The organism is Nonomuraea sp. NPDC049480, assembly GCF_044465905.1.
Lineage (GTDB): Bacteria > Actinomycetota > Actinomycetes > Streptosporangiales > Streptosporangiaceae > Nonomuraea.
In genome coordinates this window covers 109,560-128,378 of sequence record NZ_JBITMD010000016.1, presented here as the reverse complement: position 1 = coordinate 128,378, position 18,819 = coordinate 109,560, and the positions used below count along the sequence as shown (strand labels likewise).

At 71.3% G+C, this 18,819-nt stretch carries 16 protein-coding genes; 10 read left to right on the top strand and 6 right to left on the bottom strand.

Features of this window, described 5'->3' with window-relative positions; all coding sequences use genetic code 11:
* Positions 1-31: 31 nt before the first annotated feature.
* The 4 genes from ACIBX3_RS37380 to ACIBX3_RS37365 form a co-directional block, all read right to left on the bottom strand.
* Positions 32-847 (bottom strand): carbohydrate ABC transporter permease, encoded by an 816-nt coding sequence (locus tag ACIBX3_RS37380; RefSeq protein ID WP_397125250.1) that lies wholly within the window; start codon positions 845-847, stop codon positions 32-34.
* Between the two features lie 2 nt (positions 848-849).
* Positions 850-1,812 (bottom strand): carbohydrate ABC transporter permease, encoded by a 963-nt coding sequence (locus ACIBX3_RS37375; protein WP_397125249.1) that lies wholly within the window; start codon positions 1,810-1,812, stop codon positions 850-852.
* Positions 1,802-2,995 carry an ABC transporter substrate-binding protein gene (locus ACIBX3_RS37370; RefSeq protein WP_397125248.1) on the bottom strand — a complete coding sequence of 398 codons (1,194 nt, stop codon included), beginning with the start codon at positions 2,993-2,995 and terminating at the stop codon, positions 1,802-1,804. The genes ACIBX3_RS37375 and ACIBX3_RS37370 overlap by 11 nt, the downstream gene beginning before the upstream one ends.
* 178 nt (positions 2,996-3,173) lie before the next feature.
* Positions 3,174-4,433 (bottom strand): ROK family protein, encoded by a 1,260-nt coding sequence (locus ACIBX3_RS37365; RefSeq protein ID WP_397125247.1) that lies wholly within the window; start codon positions 4,431-4,433, stop codon positions 3,174-3,176.
* An 86-nt stretch (positions 4,434-4,519) separates the two neighbouring features.
* Between ACIBX3_RS37365 and ACIBX3_RS37360 the strand changes: the two genes are divergently transcribed.
* From ACIBX3_RS37360 to ACIBX3_RS37350, 3 genes are read left to right on the top strand one after another with little or no spacing between them, the layout of a single operon-like run.
* Positions 4,520-6,685, top strand: a complete 2,166-nt coding sequence (locus ACIBX3_RS37360) for an alpha-N-acetylglucosaminidase TIM-barrel domain-containing protein (protein ID WP_397125246.1) — start codon at positions 4,520-4,522, stop codon at positions 6,683-6,685.
* Between the two features lie 22 nt (positions 6,686-6,707).
* Positions 6,708-7,625, top strand: a complete 918-nt coding sequence (locus ACIBX3_RS37355) for an N-acetylmuramic acid 6-phosphate etherase (protein ID WP_397125245.1) — start codon at positions 6,708-6,710, stop codon at positions 7,623-7,625.
* Positions 7,622-8,650: an N-acetylglucosamine kinase gene (locus tag ACIBX3_RS37350; RefSeq protein ID WP_397125244.1), complete on the top strand. Its 1,029-nt coding sequence runs from the start codon at positions 7,622-7,624 to the stop codon at positions 8,648-8,650. The genes ACIBX3_RS37355 and ACIBX3_RS37350 overlap by 4 nt, the downstream gene beginning before the upstream one ends.
* Here ACIBX3_RS37350 and ACIBX3_RS37345 read toward each other — a convergent pair.
* Positions 8,601-9,725, bottom strand: a complete 1,125-nt coding sequence (locus ACIBX3_RS37345) for a nitronate monooxygenase (protein ID WP_397125243.1) — start codon at positions 9,723-9,725, stop codon at positions 8,601-8,603. The genes ACIBX3_RS37350 and ACIBX3_RS37345 overlap by 50 nt on opposite strands.
* 229 nt (positions 9,726-9,954) lie before the next feature.
* Positions 9,955-10,677, bottom strand: coding sequence for an acyltransferase (locus ACIBX3_RS37340; RefSeq protein WP_397125242.1), 723 nt, complete (start codon positions 10,675-10,677; stop codon positions 9,955-9,957).
* 111 nt (positions 10,678-10,788) lie between these two features.
* On the opposite strand from ACIBX3_RS37340, the gene ACIBX3_RS37335 reads away from it, so the two are divergent.
* The 7 genes from ACIBX3_RS37335 (at position 10,789) to ACIBX3_RS37305 (ending at position 18,799) form a co-directional block, all read left to right on the top strand.
* Positions 10,789-12,453, top strand: coding sequence for a CTP synthase (locus ACIBX3_RS37335; protein ID WP_397125241.1), 1,665 nt, complete (start codon positions 10,789-10,791; stop codon positions 12,451-12,453).
* 76 nt (positions 12,454-12,529) lie between these two features.
* Positions 12,530-13,138, top strand: coding sequence for an NUDIX domain-containing protein (locus ACIBX3_RS37330; RefSeq protein WP_397125240.1), 609 nt, complete (start codon positions 12,530-12,532; stop codon positions 13,136-13,138).
* Positions 13,139-13,154: 16 nt separating this feature from the next.
* Entirely contained in the window at positions 13,155-14,060 is a 906-nt protein-coding gene (locus ACIBX3_RS37325; RefSeq protein WP_397125239.1) for a site-specific tyrosine recombinase XerD, read from the top strand.
* A 123-nt stretch (positions 14,061-14,183) separates the two neighbouring features.
* Positions 14,184-15,119: a ParA family protein gene (locus ACIBX3_RS37320; protein ID WP_397125376.1), complete on the top strand. Its 936-nt coding sequence runs from the start codon at positions 14,184-14,186 to the stop codon at positions 15,117-15,119.
* Positions 15,116-15,937 carry a segregation and condensation protein A gene (locus ACIBX3_RS37315; RefSeq protein WP_397125238.1) on the top strand — a complete coding sequence of 274 codons (822 nt, stop codon included), beginning with the start codon at positions 15,116-15,118 and terminating at the stop codon, positions 15,935-15,937. Before ACIBX3_RS37320 ends, ACIBX3_RS37315 begins: the two co-directional genes overlap by 4 nt.
* 340 nt (positions 15,938-16,277) lie before the next feature.
* Positions 16,278-16,979: an SMC-Scp complex subunit ScpB gene (gene scpB, locus ACIBX3_RS37310; RefSeq protein ID WP_397125375.1), complete on the top strand. Its 702-nt coding sequence runs from the start codon at positions 16,278-16,280 to the stop codon at positions 16,977-16,979.
* A 968-nt stretch (positions 16,980-17,947) separates the two neighbouring features.
* Positions 17,948-18,799 carry a pseudouridine synthase gene (locus ACIBX3_RS37305; RefSeq protein WP_397125237.1) on the top strand — a complete coding sequence of 284 codons (852 nt, stop codon included), beginning with the start codon at positions 17,948-17,950 and terminating at the stop codon, positions 18,797-18,799.
* The last annotated feature ends 20 nt before the right edge of the window (positions 18,800-18,819 follow it).

The following is an 18,819-nucleotide window of genomic DNA, read 5'->3' as shown; positions in this document are numbered from 1 at the left end:
CGGGGTCCTTCGGGGAGGCGGAGCGGTGCGGTCAGCCCTTGATGGCGCCCTGGGTGATGCCGCTGACGAAGCTGCGCTGGAAGATGAGGTAGACGACGACGATCGGCGCGATGACGATCAAGCAGGCCGCCGCCAGCAACGGGATGTCCGTCGTGTACTCGCCGACGAAGAGTCCCAGGCCGCTCGGCGCGGTGCGCCGGTCCGGGTCCTGCATCATCACCAGGACCAGCATGAACTGATTCCAAGACCACATGAAGTACAGCACCGACAGCGTGGTGATCGCCGGCCACGAGATGGGCAGCAGCACCCGCACCAGCACGACGAGATCCCTGGCGCCGTCGATGCGGGCCGCCTCGACCAGTTCGCCGGGCACGCTCGAGAAGTGCGTCTGCATCCAGTACACCCCGAACGGCATGAACAGGGCCGCCTCGGCGAGGATGATGCCGGTGTAGGAGTTGGTGAGCCCGACCTCGCGCAGGTTGAAGTAAAGCGCCACCACGATGAGCTCGATCGGCAGCGTGAGCCCCATCACGAACCCGAACGACAGCGTCCGGTGGCCCCACACCTTGAGGATCTGCAGCCCATAGCCGGCGAGCGTGGCAAGCACCACCGCCAGCGGCACCACGAAGGCCGCGATCAGCAGGCTCGATTTCATGAGGGCGGTCATGTTGCCCCGCTCCCAGGCGAGCGCGAAGTTCTCCCATGACCACCGATCCGGGATGCTGAGCCCGTCGAGTTGCGAGCCGGGGGGATGCAGGGCGGCCAGGACGATGCCGACGAGCGGCACCAGCACCATGGCCGCCAGCAGGACGAGTACCCCGTATCGGAGGCTGACACCGCCGCGCATGCTCACTTCTCATCATCCCTGGTGACGTATCGGATGGCGCTGACGATGGCGATCACGAGCACGGTCAGCACCACGGCCAGCGCGCTGGCGCCGCCGATGTCGCCCTCGTTGAAGGCCAGCCGGTAGACCAGCAGGCCGGGCACGTTGGTCTGCCCCGCCGGGCCGCCGTTCGTGGTGGTGAAGACGAGGTCGAAGCTGGCCAGCGCGGCGATCGTGGTGATGACGCCGGCGACCGTGATCTCTCTGCGCACCCCGGGCAGGGTGACGTGGCGGAACTGTCGCACCGCCCCGGCGCCGTCGAGCTTGGCGGCCTCGTACAGGGAGGGGTCGATCTTCTGCGCGCCGGTCAGGAAGAGCATCATGCACAGACCGCTCATCACCCACGTCCCGATGAGCCCGAGCGCGACCAGTGCCAGACCGTAGTCGCCCAGCCAGGCGCGGGTGATCGACCCCAGCCCGACCAACTCGAGGAGCTGGTTGACGACGCCGGACTCGCTGTAGAGCCACCGCCAGGTGATGCCGACGGCGACCAGCGGCAGCACCTGGGGGAGGAAGAAGACGATCCGGAAGAACGTCATCCCCCGGCGCACCTTCCCCATGAGGAGGGCCGTCATGAGCAGCCCGACGGCGATGGGGATGAACGAGAAGAAGACGATCAGCACGAGGCTGTGCAGGATGGCCTCGTACAGCGCCGAATCACGAAAGATCTTGACGTAGTTGTCGAGGCCCGCCCAGGTGGCCGGAAGGATGCCGTCCCAGGTCAGAAGCGACAGGCGCAGCGTGTTGATCGCCGGCCAGATGGCGAATCCCAGGTACACCGCGAGCGCGGGCAGCACATACAGCCAGCCGCGCGCTTTCCGGCTTCGCCAGGCGGCGGGGCGGGCGCGCTCGTGGGTGGCCTGCCCCCCGCCGCGGGCCGTGGCGGCACGCGGCGGGGCGGCGGGCGAGCTCAGATCACGAGCCATGGTGTCCGTCCCACGACTCCTGCAGAGACTTCAGGTAGTCGTCGACGCTCGTCTTGCCGCTGATCACGCCCTGGATTCCCGGGGTCAGCTTGTCGATCATGCCGGGGGAGGCGTAGTCCGGGAACGGTACGATCCCGTTGCTCTGCGCCACCGGCGTGAAGACCTCCGCGATCTCACCGCGCAGGCCCTCGGCGCCCAGCTCGGCCTTGGTGTCGACCGGCATGAACCCGCCGTCGAACTCGATCTTCGCCGCCTCCGGCGAGCTCAGGTAGTCCAGGAACGCCGCGGCGACGTTCGGGTGCTTGCTCTTCGCCGAGATGGCGTACGCGACGCTCGCGCCCGAGGCCACCTTGGCGGGCTCGCCCGACGGCGTGGGCATGAGGAAGAAGCCGGCGTCGTCCCCGAGTTCCTTCTCCACAGCGGTGGCGCCCCAGTTGCCCGTCACCAGGAACGCGCTCTTGCCCTTGGCGAAGCTCGCCAGCGCGTCGGCGTCCGCCGTGGCGCTCGCCGACGCGGGGAAGAAGCCCTTCTTCGCCCAGTCGGCCATCATCTGGGTGGCCTTGCGCGCGCCGTCGTTCTCGATCGTCGCGCCCGGCTTGCCGTACACCCAGGACCGGTAGTCGGCGACGTTGCCCGTGACGTTGAGCAGCGCGTTCCACAGGTGGAAGCCGCCGACCTGGAGCGCTCCGAGCATCAGCGGGGTCTGGCCGGAGTCCTTCACCTTCTGCATCGCGGCCTCGAACTCGGCCAGCGTCTTCGGCGCCTCCTTCACCATCTTCTTGTTGTAGTAGACGCCGACCACGGACAGCCCGCCGGGCACGGCGTACAGGCCGCCGGTCCCGAACTGCTTGGCCGACTTGTCGGAGCTGAGGATCTCGAGGGTCGACGGCGGGAACTTGGTGGTCCAGCCGTAGGCCTTGGCCCACGGGCCCAGGTCCAGGATGAGGCCGGCCGGGACCAGGGAGTTCATCGCACCCGGGTTGTACTGGGCGATGTCCGGTGCCGCGTCGCCCGACATCGCGAGCTTGATCGACTTGATGTAGTCGTTGAACGGCGTCATCTGGGGCTTGATGGTGACGTTCGGGTGCTTCTTGGTGAAGCCGTCGATCAGCGTCTGGGTGGGCGGGTCATTGCTGTAGGCCAGGGTGAGCGTCACCGGGTCGCTGGGGATGGTCGTCGACACGTCGACTTTCGGCGCTGTGCCTCCGCCCGTGCTACCACTGGTGCCCGCGCAGGCCGTCAGAGTTAATGCCGCCGTGAGACCGAGCGCCACGAACGCTACGGGCCGCCGGGCTGGTGTCGTCATTCTCATGACCTTTCTCCTCTATCGGATGGGGGCGTCGGCCGGCGCGTTGGAGTCTTCAACGGGCCTCATGACGACCGCTTCTCACCAGGCCGAACCTGGTTCGCTCGACCTCGTCCAGCGAGTGGAGCAGCGCTCCGTGGACGACGGCGTCTTCCTGGAGCGTCGAGACCTCCAGGGCCGGCTGGTCCAGCGGCTCACCGGACAGATGCCGCCGGAGCGCCGCCGGCAGCGTCTCGCCGCACCTGGCCATGGGGCCGCCGATGACCACGAGCCGCGGGTTGAGGATCGCCCGGATCACGGCGATGCCCTTGGCGAAGCGGCGGGCCACCACGTCGATCGCCTCCAGGGCCGCCGGCCTGCCGTCGACGACGGCGTCCAGGACGGCCTCGAACGCGCGCTCTCCCGCGGCCTCGATCCGGGCCAGGAACGCGCTGTCGCCCGCGCGCTCCGCCGCCGCCGCGGCCTGGCGCACGATCTCCGCGCCGCCTACCCGGTCCTCGAACGGGCCGAGGCCGTGCGGGTGCCGCGACTCCGCGGGGCCGGCGCCCGCCTCGCCGGTGAACAGGTCGAGGAAGCCGACGTCGCCGGCGTCGTTGGAGGCGCCGCGGTAGAGCTCGCCGTTCAGCACGATCCCGGCGCCGACGCGCTCGCCCCAGTGGAGCATCACCAGGGAGTCCTCACGCCGCTCCGGGTCCCGCCAGCGCTCGCCCTGGGTGGCCAGCTTGACGTCGTTGTCCAGGTAGACCGGGCAGCCGAGCGCGTCCTTGAGCCGGCGGACGAGAGCGTCGCCGGCCAGGCCGGGCATGCTCGGGATGAGCTTGATGACCCCGGCCGCCGGGTCGACGATGCCGGGGGTGCCCACCGAGGCGAACCAGAGGTCGCCGGTCGTGATGCCCGTGGCGCGCATCGTCCGTTCCACCGTGGACAGGAGTGTCCGCACCACCTGGTCACCGCTCGGATCGGCGCCGAGCGGGACCGCGTCGGCCGCGGTGACCGTACCGGCCAGATCCGACACCGCCACGCGCACGTCCTGCGGGCTGATCGAGAGGCCCAGCACGTGGCCGGCCTCCGCCCGGAAGCGCACGAGCTGCGCGGGCCGCCCCGCCCGGGTGGAGTCGCGATCAAGGGGACCGAACTCGGCGAGTCCCTCCGCGGCAAGCGCGTTGAGCGAGCGAGTGACCGCCTGGCGGGAGAGCCCCACGGCCTTGGCCAGTGCGGACACGCTCATGCTGGTCTCGGTCCGCAGCGTCCGGAGGACGGCGGCGGCGTTGACCTCACGCATGAACTGCGTGCCGGCGGCGACCACCTGCTCCATGCTCTCTCCCTGGCATCGATTGGCGGTACGCTAGCATATTAATTATGGATCGTACGGAACTAATTCGTCGAGGGGTGTGACCTGCGATGTTGCCCGGTGACGGCGACCACGCACCGCTGTGGGCGGATACCGTCCACGGCCTCGCCCAGCGCGTTCTCGGGCCCGTCGCGGGGTCGGTCCGGTGGGCCGCGCGTGACGGCGGGGGACGCGCGTACGCGTACGAGGCGAAGGGCGGCGTGCTCACCGTCGCCGCGACGGACGGGGTGAGCGCGTCCGTCGCGCTCCACCACTATCTCCGGGAACAGTGCGGCATGTCCGTGGGCTGGGACACGGTGCTGCCCCTGCCGCTGACGTCCCTTCCCGACGCCCCGCTCCGCCAGGGCTCGGCCCGGGTCCGGGAGGGCTACTACTTCAATTTCTGCACCTTCAGCTACACGACGCCCTACTGGGACTGGGCCGACTGGGAGCGCGAGATCGACTGGATGGCCCTGCACGGCATCACCATGCCGCTCGCCGTCACCGGTCACGAGGCCGCGGTGCACGCCGCGTACTCCCTCTTCGGTCTCGACGACCGGCAGATCCGCCGCTTCCTCGGCGGGCCGGGTTACCTGCCGTTCCAGTTCATGGGATGCCTGGACGACTTCGCCGGTCCGCTTCCCGCGTCGTGGATCGACAGCCACCGCGAGCTGGGAGCGCGCATCCTCGAGCGCGAGCGCGCCTTCGGCATGACGCCCGTGCTCCCGGCCTTCACCGGGCACGTCCCCCGGGAGATCGCCTCGACGGCGCGTGCCGGCCGCCGCCAGTGGCAGGGATTCGAGACCTGGGTCCTCGACCCGGCCGACCCGCTGTACGAGCGGATCGGCGCCGAGATCGCCCGCGCCCAGATCAAGCTCTTCGGCACCGACCACCTCTACGCCGCCGACCCGTTCATCGAGATGATCCCCATCGACGCCGACCCGGCCTTTCCCGGGGCCGTGGCGGCGGCGACGCTGGCCGGATTGCGGGCCGCCGACCCGGAGGCGGTCTGGCTCATGCAGGCCTGGCCGTTCTCCTACCAGCGGGACTTCTGGAGCGAGGACCGCGTCACCGCCTTCCTCGACGCGATCGCGGACGACCGGATGCTCGTGGCGGACCTGTGGGCGGAGCACGACCCGCTGTGGGGCCGCTTCGAGGAGTTCTCCGGAAAACCCTGGCTCTGGTGCGCGCTGCTCAACTTCGGCGGCCGCACCGATCCGGGCGCCGACCTGCGCGGAGTCCCGGCCGGGATCGAGGCGGCCCTGGCGGCGCCGAGCCCGCCCACCGGCCTCGGCCTGTCCATGGAGGCCACCCGCAACAACCCCGTCTTCTTCGAGCTGGTCGCCGACCAGATCTGGAACCGGGTCCCTGACCTCGACGCCTGGCTGGACGCCTTCGTGACCCAGCGCTACGGAGGCCGGTGGACGGCCGAGCTGCGGGCGGCCTGGCGCGGGCTCCTGGACACTGTCTACGGCGCCCAGGGCGTGCCGATCCTCCCTCAGGAGTTCGAAGGCGTCATCACCGCGGTGCCCTCATACGAGCGCGGCCCGGCGGAGCTCCGTGCCGAGGCCGCCGGTGTCCTGTGGTACCGGCCGGAATCCCTCGCCGCGGCGTGGGAGCGCATGATCGAGGTGGCCGAGCGCGATCCCGGCCTGGCCGCGGGACCGCTCGGGCACGACCTCGTCGAGGCAGGCATCGCGTACATGGCCAGGGTCGCCGACCGCTTCTGCCTCGACGTCCTGGAGTCGGCGGGCGACCCGGCGCGTGTCGCCCGGTTCCTGAAGGTCTTCGAGGACCTCGACCGGATGCTGGCCTGCCGGCCCGAGTTCACCTTCCAGCACTGGGAGTCCAAGGCGCTGTCGTGGGCCGACGACCCGGCCGACCGCGACGTGCTGCTGGACAACGCCCGCCGCATCATCACCGTGTGGGGCACCGCGGACAGCCCGCTGCTCGACGACTACGCGGGCCGGCACTGGAGCGGGCTCGTCGGCGGCTACTACCGCGACCGCTGGGCGCTGTGGGCGGACGGGCTCGACCGCGCGCTCGCCACGCCCGGCGACGGCCCCGAGGCGGCCCTGCGGGAACGGCTGCGCGACCGCGCCGAGCTCTTCCTGCGGGAAGGCCCGGCGCCGGCGCCGCGGGACCTGGCCGGTCTGGCCACGGAGTCACGCCGGCTGTTCACCGCCTACGCGGGCCGGGCCGGCTCACTCGCCCAGCCGTACGAACACAATCCATGAGGCACGATCGATGAGGAGCACGATGCCCCAGGTGGCACCACCGACCGAGCGCCGCAACCCGCGCACCGCCGCCATCGACACCCTGGAGTCCGGCGACGTCCTCCGGCTGCTGCTGGACGAGGACGCCAGGGCGGTCGAGGCCGCCCGCGCCGCGACCGGGCCGCTCGCCCGGGCGGTGGACGCGGCGCATCTCCGGCTGTCCCGGGGCGGGCGCGTGCACTACTTCGGCGCCGGCGCGTCGGGGCGGCTGGCGGTGCTCGACGCCACCGAGATCACGCCGACGTTCGGGGTGGCGCGCGAGCTGTTCACCGCCCACTTCGCCGGCGGGGCGGCCGCCCTCACCGACTCGTCCATCGACCAGGAGGACGCCGAGCCGCTGGGGGCCGCCGACGCCCGGGACCTCGGAGAGGGGGACGTGGCGGTCGGGATCACGGCGTCCGGGTCCACCCGGTACGTCGCCGGCGCCCTCCGCGCGGCCCGGGCCGCCGGGGCGCTCACGGTGCTGGTCACCTGCAACCCGGACGCGCCGCTGCGCGACCTGGCCGAGATCGTCGTCGCCGCCGACACCGGGCCGGAGGCGCTGACCGGCTCCACCAGGCTCAAGGCGGGCACGGCGACCAAGGTGATCCTGAACGCGTTCTCCACGGCGCTCATGATCAAGGCCGGCCGGACGTACGGGAACCTCATGGTCGGGCTGGTGGCCACGAACGCCAAGCTGGCGGAGCGGGCGGTGACCGTGCTGGCGGAGGCGAGCGGCGCGGGCGCGGACGCCTGCCGCGCCGCCCTGGCCGCAGCGGACGGGAACATCCCCGAGGCGCTCGTACGGCTGCTCACCGGCTGCCCGCCCGAGCAGGCGCGGGCCGCGCTGGAGGCGCACCCGGGCGTCCGGGCGGCCGTCGCCGCGCTCTCTCGCCCTTCCCACCCCGGGCACGCCGGATGAGCAGGACCGGATTCGCCGGCGTGGACGTCGGCGGCGGGGGGATCAGGGTCCGCGTCGAGGCCGGAGAGACCGTCGCGCACGGCGCGGACACGGCTCCGGTGCCGCGCGAGCGGGGCCACGTCGACCTTGACCGGCTCGCCGCACGGATCGCCAAGGTCGTCGAGAACGCGACCCCGGCTCCAGACCGGATGGCCGGGACCGGCGGCGATGCGGCACCGATACCCGACCGGTTCGCCGGCATGGCGATCGGCGTGACCGGGCTGCCCGGCCTCGTCCGGGACCCCGGCACGCTGTGGGAGGCGCTGGGGGAGCGGTTCGGGCTGGACTCGCTCGTGGTCGCCGGCGACATGGTGACCACGCACGTGGGCGCGCTCGGGTTCCGGCCCGGAGTCGTGGTGGCCGCGGGCACCGGCGTCATCACGCTCGGCACCGACCTGGACGGCGTCTGGAACCAGTCCGACGGATGGGGGCACCTGCTCGGCGACCACGGCGGCGGCGCCTGGATCGGCACCCAGGGCCTGCACGCCGCCCTGCGCGCGCACGACGGCCGGGCCGGCGGCTCCGCGGCCCTGCTCGAACACCTGCTCGCCCGCTTCGGCGACCCCCTCGACCTCGTGGCGCTCGTCTACGAGTCGGACTCGGCGGCACACCACCTGGCGTCGTTCGCACCGCACGTCGCGGACGCGGCCCGCGCCGGCGACCCGGTCGCCCGGCGGATCTGGGACGAGGCCGGGCGGCAGCTCGGTCAGACCGCCGTCGCCGCCGCGGCCGGGCTCGACCCCGTCTTCTCCTGGGGCGGCCGCCTCTTCGACGCCGCCGACCTGCTGATGGAGCCGTTCCAGAGCACGGTGCGGGAGTCGCTGCCCGGCGCGAGGTTCACGCCGCCGCTCGGGACCTCCGCCGACGGCGCGCTCGCCCTGGCCAAGGCCGCCGCCGACGGCACCGCCCGCCCGCGCCACCCCTACCTGTACGTCTTCACTCGGACAGCCGGGACAGGCGCTCCACCGCCTCGCCGAACTCGCTGATCATGTCGTAGACCACCTGGCGGGCCGGCTTCACCTGATCGAGCTGGCCCACTACCTGCCCCACGTAGTAGTTGACCAGCTCCACCGCCCCCGGCTCGCCCTTCTCCGCCGCCGCGCCGATGCGCGCCATCGCCCCTTCGGACAGCAGGATCTGCAGCGGCATCCCCAGCGGGCCCGGGCTCTCCGGCCCGGAGTCCCACTCCTCCGTCCAGGCCGACTTGAGCTGCCGGGCCGGCTTACCCGTACGTGACCTCGACCGGACCGTGTCCAGCGACGACGCCGCCAGCATCTTGCGCTTGACCGCGGGCGTCGTCTCCGCCTCCTCCGTGGTCAGCCACACCGACCCGCACCACACGCCCTCCGCGCCGAGCGCCATGGCCGCCGCCATCTGCCGCCCCGACGCGATCCCGCCGGCCGCCAGCACCGGCACCGGGGCGACCGCGTCCACGACCTGCGGCACCAGCACCATCGTGGCGATCTCGCCGGTGTGCCCGCCCGCCTCGGTGCCCTGCGCCACGATCAGGTCCGCGCCCGCCGCCACCTGCCTGCGCGCGTGCTCCACCGTGCCGACCAGCGCGGCCACCGGCACACCGGCTTCCCTCGCCTTCGCCACCATCTCCGGCGGAGGCGGGCCGAGGGCGCTGGCGATCAGCCCGATCGGGTGCTTCAGCGCCACGTCGATCAGCCCTGTCGCCCCGGCCGCCGTCACCCGCCTGCCGAGCTCGTCCGCCGCCGCGGTCAGCGGCTGCGCCGGCGCGCTCACGCCGTACTTGCCCAGCAGGTGCGTGACGAAGTCGCGGTGCCTATCGGGGATGAATTCCAGGAGATGCGCGCGCCGGTCCAGCGCCGAGTCGTCGATCTTGCCCGGCACGAGCACGTCCACGCCGTACGGCCGGCCGCCCACGTGCTCGTCGATCCACGTCAGCTCGGTGTCGAGCTCCTCCGGTGAGTACGCGATCGCGCCCAGCACCCCGAACCCGCCCGCGTTCGTGACGGCCGCCACCACGTCCCGGCAGTGGCTGAAGGCGAACAGGGGGAACTCGATGCCAAGGCGCTCGCAAATGGCGGTCCGCATGACACGACGCTAACGGTCAGAAGGATGTTCGGTCCATCCCCGAACACACGATCGTGACCCGCTCCCCGCCGGCGCGCCGTCCGGTGGCCGTGTCCGGCAGGTGGTGCTCCATGCCGGGCACCGGCCGGGGGAAGGCGCGTCCGGCCGTGTCGCAAGTGTGGTCTGGGAGGCGGGGGCGGGCCGGACGAGTGGATGCGGCCAGGTGAGCGGGGTGGGCCGGACGGAGAGGTCAGGAGGCGGTGGGTTGCGGGGTGATGGGGGCGCCGCCGTTGGGGACGCCGCCGTTGGGGGCGCCGCCGTTGGGGGCGCTGCCGTTGGGGGCGCTGCCGTTGGGGGTGTGCCAGCCCAGCTCAGGCGTATACCCGCGGACCCGCCTGGCCGGCACCCCCGCGACCACGCTGTGGTCGGGGAACTCGCCGCGCACCACCGCCCCGCCCGCCACCACGCAGTGCCGCCCCAGCGTGGTGCCCGGCAGGATGATCGCGCCGGTGCCCAGCCAGGAGCCCGAGCCGATCGAGACCGGGCTGTTGCGCGGCCACTGCCGGCCGATGGGGACGTCAGGGTCGTCGTAGACGTGGTTCTGGTCGGTGATGTACACGTACGGGCCGGTGAAGACGTCGTCGCCGATGTCGATCGACTGGTGGGCCACCACGTGCGTGCCCCGGCCGATCGCGCAGCCGCGGCCGATGCGCAGGATCGCGTCAGGGCCGAGTTCCAGCCCCGGGTTCATGCCGCACGAGATCGACACGCGCTCGCCGATCAGCGTGTGGTCGCCGATCTCGATCCACTGCTCGCCGAAGATCGCGCCCGGGGGGAACGCGATGCTGACTCCGTCGCCGATCCGGCGGAACCGGTACCCGGCGGGAGAACCCGGTGTGATCGCCCCGGCGTGACGGATCGCCCTATAGGCACGGTGAATCAGCGTGCCCACGGTCCGCCGTACTAATGACATAGGGACCAAAGTTACCGCTAGGTCATAACTGTTCGGGCATGTGAGGGGCGTTGTTTGATATCCTGAGAGCCCGTGGACACTTCGACCACACCTCGAGCCACGGGAGCCCCTTTGCGCAGCGCATCGCAAACCAAGCATCTGTTCGTCACCGGCGGTGTCGCCTCCAGTCTCGGCAAGGGGCTCACGGCATCCAGCCTCGGTCGCCTCCTCAAGGCACGCGGTCTCCGGGTCACCATGCAGAAGCTCGACCCGTACCTCAACGTCGACCCCGGAACCATGAACCCGTTCCAGCACGGCGAGGTCTTCGTCACCGACGACGGCGCCGAGACCGACCTCGACGTCGGCCACTACGAGCGGTTCCTCGACACCGATCTGCACGGCTCGGCCAACGTGACCACCGGGCAGATCTACTCCAACGTCATCGCCAAGGAGCGGCGGGGCGAATACCTGGGCGACACCGTCCAGGTCATCCCGCACATCACCAACGAGATCAAGGACCGGATCAGGGGCATGGCCGGTCCTGAGGTGGACGTGGTCATCACCGAGGTCGGCGGCACGGTCGGCGACATCGAGTCGCTGCCGTTCCTGGAGGCCGTGCGGCAGATCAGGCACGAGGTGGGCCGGGACAACGTGTTCTTCCTGCACGTGTCGCTGCTGCCGTACATCGGCCCCTCCGGGGAGCTCAAGACCAAGCCGACGCAGCACAGCGTGGCGGCGCTGCGCAGCATCGGCATCCAGCCGGACGCGATCGTGCTGCGGTCCGACCGGCCCGTGCAGACGGCGATCAAGCGCAAGATCAGCCTGATGTGCGACGTGGACGAGGACGCGGTGGTCTCCGCCGTGGACGCGGCCTCCATCTACGACATCCCGAAGGTGCTCCACTCCGAAGGGCTCGACGCGTACGTCGTACGGCGGCTCGGCCTGCCGTTCAGGGACGTCGACTGGAAGGAGTGGGAGCAGCTCCTGCGCCGCGTGCACCGCCCGGCCAAGGAGGTCACGATCGCGCTCGTCGGGAAGTACATCGACCTGCCCGACGCGTACCTGTCGGTGACCGAGGCCCTGCGGGCCGGCGGGTTCGCCAACGACGCGCGGATCAACATCCGCTGGGTCAAGAGCGACGACTGCGAGACCCCCGACGGCGCCGAGCGCGAGCTCGACGGCGTGGACGGCGTGCTCATCCCCGGCGGGTTCGGCGTACGCGGCATCGAGGGCAAGATCGGCGCCATCCGCCACGCCCGGGAGAACAAGATCCCGCTGCTCGGCATCTGCCTCGGCATGCAGGGCATGGTCATCGAGGCCGCCCGCAACATGGCCGGCATCGCCGACGCCAACTCCGCCGAGTTCGACCCCGACACCAAGCACCCGGTCATCTCCACCATGGCCGACCAGGAGGACGTCGTCGCCGGCGAGCGCGACATGGGCGGCACGATGCGCCTGGGCAGCTACACCGCCAAGCTCGGCGAGGGGACGCTCGCCCGCCGGCTGTACGCGGGCAAGGCCAAGGCCGACGAGCGGCACCGCCACCGCTACGAGGTCAACAACGCCTACCGCGAGCAGCTGGAGAAGGTCGGCCTGGTCTTCTCCGGGCTGTCCCCGGACGGCCGCCTGGTCGAATACACCGAACTGCCCGCCGACACCCACCCGTTCTTCATCGGCACCCAGGCCCACCCGGAGTTCCGCTCCCGCCCCACCCGCGCCAACCCGATGTTCAAGGGCCTCATCAGCGCCGCCCTGATGTACGCCGACAGCCGGCTCGGTGCGAAGGTGGGCCCGTGAGGATCACCGGAGCGGCGAGCCTGGGGCGGAGAGCGGTGGCTTGTGTGACCGACGAGGACCGGAAGCGAGTGCGGCCATGATCGCAGACACGCCCGAGGCGTGGAACGTCGTCGAGACGAAGGAACGGTTCGAGGGCCACGTCATCCGCGTGGTCACCGACACCGTCAAGATGCCCCGCGACGAGGTCGCCGACCGCGACTACGTGGTGCATCCCGGCTCCGTCGCCGTCCTCGCGCTCGACGACCGCGACCGCGTCCTGATGATCAGGCAGTACCGCCATCCGACCCGGCAGCTCATGTGGGAGCTGCCGGCCGGGATCCGCGACGTGGAAGGCGAACCGCTGGTCGAAGGGGCTGCCCGGGAGCTCGCCGAGGAGGCCGGCTACCGGGCGGGTGCCTGGTGGACGCTCGTCGACCTGCGCTCCTCGCCCGGCATGAGCGACGAGCGCATCCGGGTCTTCCTCGCCCGTGACCTGACCAAGATCCCCGAGGAGGAGAACGGCTTCGTTCACCGGCACGAGGAAATCGACATGCCGGTCGAATGGGTCCCCCTGACCGACGCGGTCGAGAAGGCGCTCATGGGAATGATCCACAATTCCCCGGCCGTGGCCGGTATCCTCGCCGCATATGCGGCTTCGGTCGAGGGATTCGCAACGCTGCGCCCCGCCGACGCCCCGGAGGCGTGAACGGAAGGACCGGTTCGTGGAGGCAGTGCTCTCCAGCTACCTCGCCCATCTGGCGGTGGAGCGGGGCCTGGCTGCCAACACGCTCGCGTCCTACCGCCGTGACCTGCGCCGATACTTCGAGCACCTGCAGGCGCGCGGCCGCGCCGAGCTCGACGAGGTGGGGGAGGCCGACGTCCAGGCCTTCCTCGCCGCGTTGCGCGAGGGCGACGGCGAGCACCCGGCGCTCGTCGCCAGCTCGGCCGCCCGCGCCGTCTCCGCCGTGCGCGGCCTGCACCGCTTCGCCCTGCGCGAAGGCGTGACCGCTCACGACCCCGCCCACCAGGTACGCCCGCCGCGCCAGCTCCGCAGGCTCCCCAAGGCGATCGCCGTGGACGAGGTCGAGCGGCTCATCGCCGCCTCCGGCCCCGACGGCGCGCCCCTGACGCTGCGCAACCGCGCCCTGCTGGAGGTCCTGTACGGCACCGGAGCCCGCATCTCCGAGGCCGTCGGCCTGGCCGTGGACGACTTCGAGGACGACCAGGTACGCCTGCGCGGCAAGGGCGGCCGCACCCGGGTCGTGCCCCTGGGGCGCTACGCCCGCTCCGCCCTGGACGCCTATCTGGTGCGGGCCCGCTCCGGTCTGCTGGCCCATGGACGGGGCACCCCGGCCGTGTTCCTGAACGCCCGGGGCGGCCGGTTGACCAGGCAGGGCGCCTGGGAAGTGCTCCAGGCCGCCGCCGAACGCGCCGGACTCCACGGGATAAGCCCGCACGTACTCCGGCATTCCTTCGCAACCCACCTCTTGGACGGCGGCGCGGACGTTAGGGTGGTCCAGGAACTGCTCGGCCACGCCTCGGTGACGACCACGCAGGTCTACACCCTGGTCACGGTCGACAAGCTCCGCGAGGTCTATGCCGCGGCGCATCCCCGCGCCCGGCAGTGATCTATAGTCTTTTGCGACGTGCGGCACCCACGGCGTGCCGCCTTGCCGCGTTAAGTGGTGACGCCATAGTGTCCGTCCGGACGGTCCGGTTCGGGATCGTCAGGGAGGTTCGAGCTGGTGACTGTGACGACCAAGGGTTCGACCCCGGGGACCCCCGACAACCCCTGGGGCGGCACGAAGAGCAACGCGCCTTCCAACGGCGTCAATCTTGGGCCCACACGGCGGCCCAGACCGGTGTTCCCCGAACCGGTCCCGCCCGCCGTGCACGGCCCGGCGCGCGTGGTCGCGATGGTCAATCAGAAGGGCGGGGTCGGCAAGACCACGACCACCATCAACCTGGGCGCCGCGCTGGTCGAATACGGCCTCAAGGTGCTGCTGGTCGACTTCGACCCGCAGGGCGCGCTCTCCGTCGGCCTGGGCATCAACCCGCTCCAGCTCGACCTGACCGTCTACAACCTGCTGATGGAGCGCGGCGTCACCGCCGAGGACGTGCTGCTGGAGACCGGCGTCGAGGGCCTCGACCTGCTGCCGAGCAACATCGACCTGTCGGCCGCCGAAGTCCAGCTGGTCACCGAGGTCGCCCGCGAGCAGGTGCTCGGCCGCGTCATCAAGCCGTTGCTGCCGCACTACGACGTGTGCCTCATCGACTGCCAGCCGTCGCTGGGCCTGCTCACGATCAACGCGCTGACCTGCGCCCACGGGGTGATGGTGCCGCTGGAGTGCGAGTTCTTCGCACTGCGCGGCGTGGCCCTGCTCATGGACACGATCTCCAAGGTGCAGGAGCGCCTCAACGAGGACCTCGAGATCGAGGGACTGCTCGCCACCATGTACGACGCCCGCACCCTGCACGGGCGGGAGGTGCTGGCCCGCGTGGTGGAGGCGTTCGGCGACAAGGTGTTCCACACCGTGATCAACCGGACCGTCCGCTTCCCCGACGCGACCGTCGCCGGCGAGCCGATCACCACGTTCGACCCGTCGTCCCTCGGTGCCAACGCCTACCGCGAGCTGGCCCGCGAGGTGCTGGCACGCTGGCCGGAGCCTGCCACAATGGCCAGGTGACCACCGCCGAGGAGACCGAGCCGCAAGGATTCCAGGTCCACCTGGACGTCTTCGAGGGCCCGTTCGATCTGCTCCTCGGCCTCATCGCCAAGCACAAGCTGGACATCACCGAGGTCTCGCTCTCCAAGGTCACCGACGAGTTCATCTCCTACATCCGCTCGCGTGGCCCCGAGTGGGACCTCGACCAGACCAGCCACTTCCTGCTGGTCGCGGCCACGCTGCTGGACCTGAAGGCGGCCCGGCTGCTGCCGTCCGGCGAGGTGGAGGACGAGGAGGACCTGGCGCTGCTGGAGGCCAGGGACCTGCTGTTCGCGCGGTTGCTGCAGTACAAGGCGTACAAAGAGGTGGCGAAGATCTTCGCGGGGCGGATGGCGGAAGAGGCGCTGCGGTTTCCGCGTACCGTGCCGATGGAGCCGCAGTTCGCCAACCTGCTGCCCGAGCTGATCCTGGGCATCGGGCCCGAGCAGCTCGCCAGGATCGCCGCCCGCGCGTTCACCCCCAAGCTGCCGCCCACCGTCAACGTCGCGCACATTTACCAGCCGCTGGCCAGCGTCAAGGAGCAGGCGGCCATCCTCGTCATGCACCTGCGCCGGATGCGCCGGGCCACCTTCCGCGCCCTGGTGGCCGACTGCGACGGGACCTTCGAGGTCATCGCGCGCTTCCTGGCCGTGCTGGAGTTGTTCCGGGAGTCGGCGGTCTCGTTCGATCAGATCGAGCCCCTGGGGGAGTTGCACGTGACCTGGACGGGGTCTGCCGACGGGGACGTGGCGGTGGGGGACGACTACGAAGAATCCGCGGAGAAACCACGTAATGAATGACAACCCCAACCCCCTGCCCAACCCTCGCAGGTCCCCGGACTCCGAGCCGCCGCTGCCCGCCTGGATGATCCTGCCCGGCTCCCTTGTCCAGCCGTCCGCGCCGGCACTGGAGGATGTGGAGGCTTCGGAGGACGACGACACGCCGGGCGGCACGGTCGCCGGTGCGGCGCCGGAGGGCGGGGCGGGCGTGGCGGATGACGCGGCGTCCGAGCACACGTCCGGTGTGGCGGATGGTGCGGCGGCTGAGGATGCGAAGGGTGTCGCGGATGGCGTGGCGTCCGAGGACGAGGCGGATGGCGCGGTGTCCGAGGACGAGGCGGATGGCGCGGCGTCGGCGGACATGCCGGGCGCGAGCGGTGGCACGGCGTCGCGCGAAGCGGCGAGCGTGGAGCGGGGCGCCACGTCGGCCGACGTACGGGGCGCGTCCGGGGGTGCCGATGCCGGTGACGACGGGGTTGGCGCGACCGATGCGGGCGACGAGCCACAGAAGAGCGATGGGGGGCCGACGCTTGAGGCGGCCTTGGAGGCTATCCTTCTCATAGTTGACGAGCCTGTGGCCGAGGTGACTCTGGCGCAGGTGCTGGAGCGGCCCACCCATGAGGTGGCCGCGGCGTTGCGAGGGCTGGCGGCGGAATACACGGCCGCCGGCCGGGGTTTTGACTTGCGGGAGGTCGCAGGCGGTTGGCGGTTTTACACCCGCTCCGACTGCGCGCCGCTGGTCGAACGATTCGTACGGGACGGCCAGCAGACGCGGCTGACCCAGGCCGCGCTCGAAACGCTCGCGGTCGTGGCTTACCGGCAGCCGGTGAGCCGTGCCCGCGTCGCCGCCGTACGCGGCGTCAACAGCGACGGCGTCATGCGGACGCTCGTCGCCAGGGGGCTGGTCGAAGAGGCCGGCACCGACCCGGAGAGCCAGGCAATGCTCTACCGGACAACGTCATACTTCCTTGAACGTCTGGGACTGCGGGATCTCAGCGAGCTCCCCGAGCTCGCTCCCCTCCTCCCCGACGACGTGGAAAATCTCGAGGAGACAACAAAGTGATCAACAGGCGAAGCACCCCGTCCGGTGATGGACGCGGTCGTGGACGCACCGGCGGCGCGGGCCGTAGTGCCGGCCGCGGTGGACGTCCCGCCTTCCGCTCCGACCGCGACGACTTCCGCGGTGACTCGCGCGGCGACTCCCGGGGCGCCTCTCAACGCGACGACCGCGGCAGTGGCCACGGCCGCGACTCCGTGAGCGACGCCCGCCCCTCCCGCGACTCCCTCCGCGCCGACCGCGGCGGGACTCGCGCCCGGTACGGCAGGCCCGGCGGGCGCGACGGCGACGCCCAAGGCCGTGACTCCCGTGGCGGAGATCGTGAGGAGCGCTACTCCCGCAATGATCGGGACGACCGTAACGCCCGCGACGATCGGTACGCGGGCGGCGGTGACCGTGGCTCCTCGTCCCGCGGGGACCGAGACGACCGGAACGCGCGCGGGGACCGCTCCGAGCGTCCCCGCGGCGACCGGGACGGCTACCGTTCCGACCGCCGGGACGACCGTGGTGGTTACAGCGCCGCGCGTCGTGATGACCGTGGTGGCGGTGGTTACAGCGCTGGGCGTCGTGATGAGCGTGGTGCTGGTGGTTACAGCGCTGGGCGTCGTGATGACCGTGGCGCTGGTGGTTACAGCGCTGGGCGTCGTGATGACCGTGGCGCTGGTGGTTACAGCGCTGGGCGTCGTGATGAGCGTGGTGCTGGTGGTTACAGCGCTGGGCGTCGTGATGAGCGTGGCGCTGGTGGTTACAGCGCTGGGCGTCGTGACGAGCGCGGTGGCTTCGGTGGCGAGCGGCGTGATGACCGTTCCGCGTTCCGGGCCGACCGTAGCGGGCGCAGGGAGGCCGACCGCCCCACGCGGGGCCCCAGGCAGGACGTCGCCCCCGGCGCCGCCTCCTCCGGCCGGTCCCGCTACGGCAAGCGCGACGGCGACGCCCGTCCCGCTCGTACGGACCGCGCGCCCAAGCGCGACGACGTGCAGACGGTCGGCAAGAGCTACGGCAGCCCGCAGCGGGACCGGATCAAGGCGGCCCGCCAGCCCATCCGCGACCGCGACCTCTACCCCGAGGGCTACACCGACGAGCGCGACACCACCGAGGTGCCCGACGGCGTGCGGCTGCAGAAGGTGCTCGCGCAGGCGGGCGTGGCCAGCCGCAGGGCCTGCGAAGAGATGATCGGCGACGGCCGGGTCACTGTGAACGGGCAGGTCGTACGCCGGTTCGGCGCCAAGGTCGACCCCGCCAAGCAGGTCATCCACGTGGACGGCAAGCGCATCCCCACCGCCCCCGACCTGGTTTACTACGCGCTGAACAAGCCCATCGGCGTCGTGTCCACCATGGACGACCCGCAGGGCCGGCCGTGCCTGGCCGACTACGTGCAGGAGCTGGCGCCGCGCCTGTTCCACGTGGGCAGGCTCGACACCGAGACCGAAGGCCTGCTGCTGCTCACCAACGACGGCGAGCTGGCCAACAGGCTGACGCACCCCAGCTACGGCGTGCAGAAGAAGTACTGGGCCAAGGTGCCCGGTCCGATCCCCAGGGACCTGGGGCGCCGGCTCAAGCAGGGCATCGAGCTGGAGGACGGCCTCGCCAGGGCCGACGGCTTCAGCATCGTGCAGGAGCATGGCCAGCAGGCGCTGATCGAGATCGTGCTGCACGAGGGGCGCAAGCACATCGTCCGGCGCATGCTGGAGGAGGCCGGGCACCGGGTGATCGACCTGGCCAGGATCGAGTTCGGCCCCGTGAAGCTGGGCCGTACCAAGCCCGGAACCGTCCGCGCGCTGAGCCTGAAAGAGGTCGGCGAGCTGTACGCGGCCGTAAAGCTGTAATCTGGCCGGAACGTAGGAGC

Excerpts from the sequence above, each read along its gene's own strand:
- ACIBX3_RS37365 (WP_397125247.1), bottom strand. The coding sequence starts at position 4,433 with ATGGAGCAGGTGGTCGCCGCCGGCACGCAGTTCATGCGTGAGGTCAAC.
- ACIBX3_RS37360 (WP_397125246.1), top strand. The coding sequence starts at position 4,520 with ATGTTGCCCGGTGACGGCGACCACGCACCGCTGTGGGCGGATACCGTC.
- scpB (WP_397125375.1), top strand. The coding sequence starts at position 16,278 with ATGCCGGGCGCGAGCGGTGGCACGGCGTCGCGCGAAGCGGCGAGCGTG.
- ACIBX3_RS37345 (WP_397125243.1), bottom strand. The coding sequence starts at position 9,725 with ATGCGGACCGCCATTTGCGAGCGCCTTGGCATCGAGTTCCCCCTGTTC.
- ACIBX3_RS37350 (WP_397125244.1), top strand. The coding sequence starts at position 7,622 with ATGAGCAGGACCGGATTCGCCGGCGTGGACGTCGGCGGCGGGGGGATC.
- ACIBX3_RS37330 (WP_397125240.1), top strand. The coding sequence starts at position 12,530 with ATGATCGCAGACACGCCCGAGGCGTGGAACGTCGTCGAGACGAAGGAA.
- ACIBX3_RS37340 (WP_397125242.1), bottom strand. The coding sequence starts at position 10,677 with ATGTCATTAGTACGGCGGACCGTGGGCACGCTGATTCACCGTGCCTAT.
- ACIBX3_RS37375 (WP_397125249.1), bottom strand. The coding sequence starts at position 1,812 with ATGGCTCGTGATCTGAGCTCGCCCGCCGCCCCGCCGCGTGCCGCCACG.
- ACIBX3_RS37355 (WP_397125245.1), top strand. The coding sequence starts at position 6,708 with ATGCCCCAGGTGGCACCACCGACCGAGCGCCGCAACCCGCGCACCGCC.
- ACIBX3_RS37380 (WP_397125250.1), bottom strand. The coding sequence starts at position 847 with ATGCGCGGCGGTGTCAGCCTCCGATACGGGGTACTCGTCCTGCTGGCG.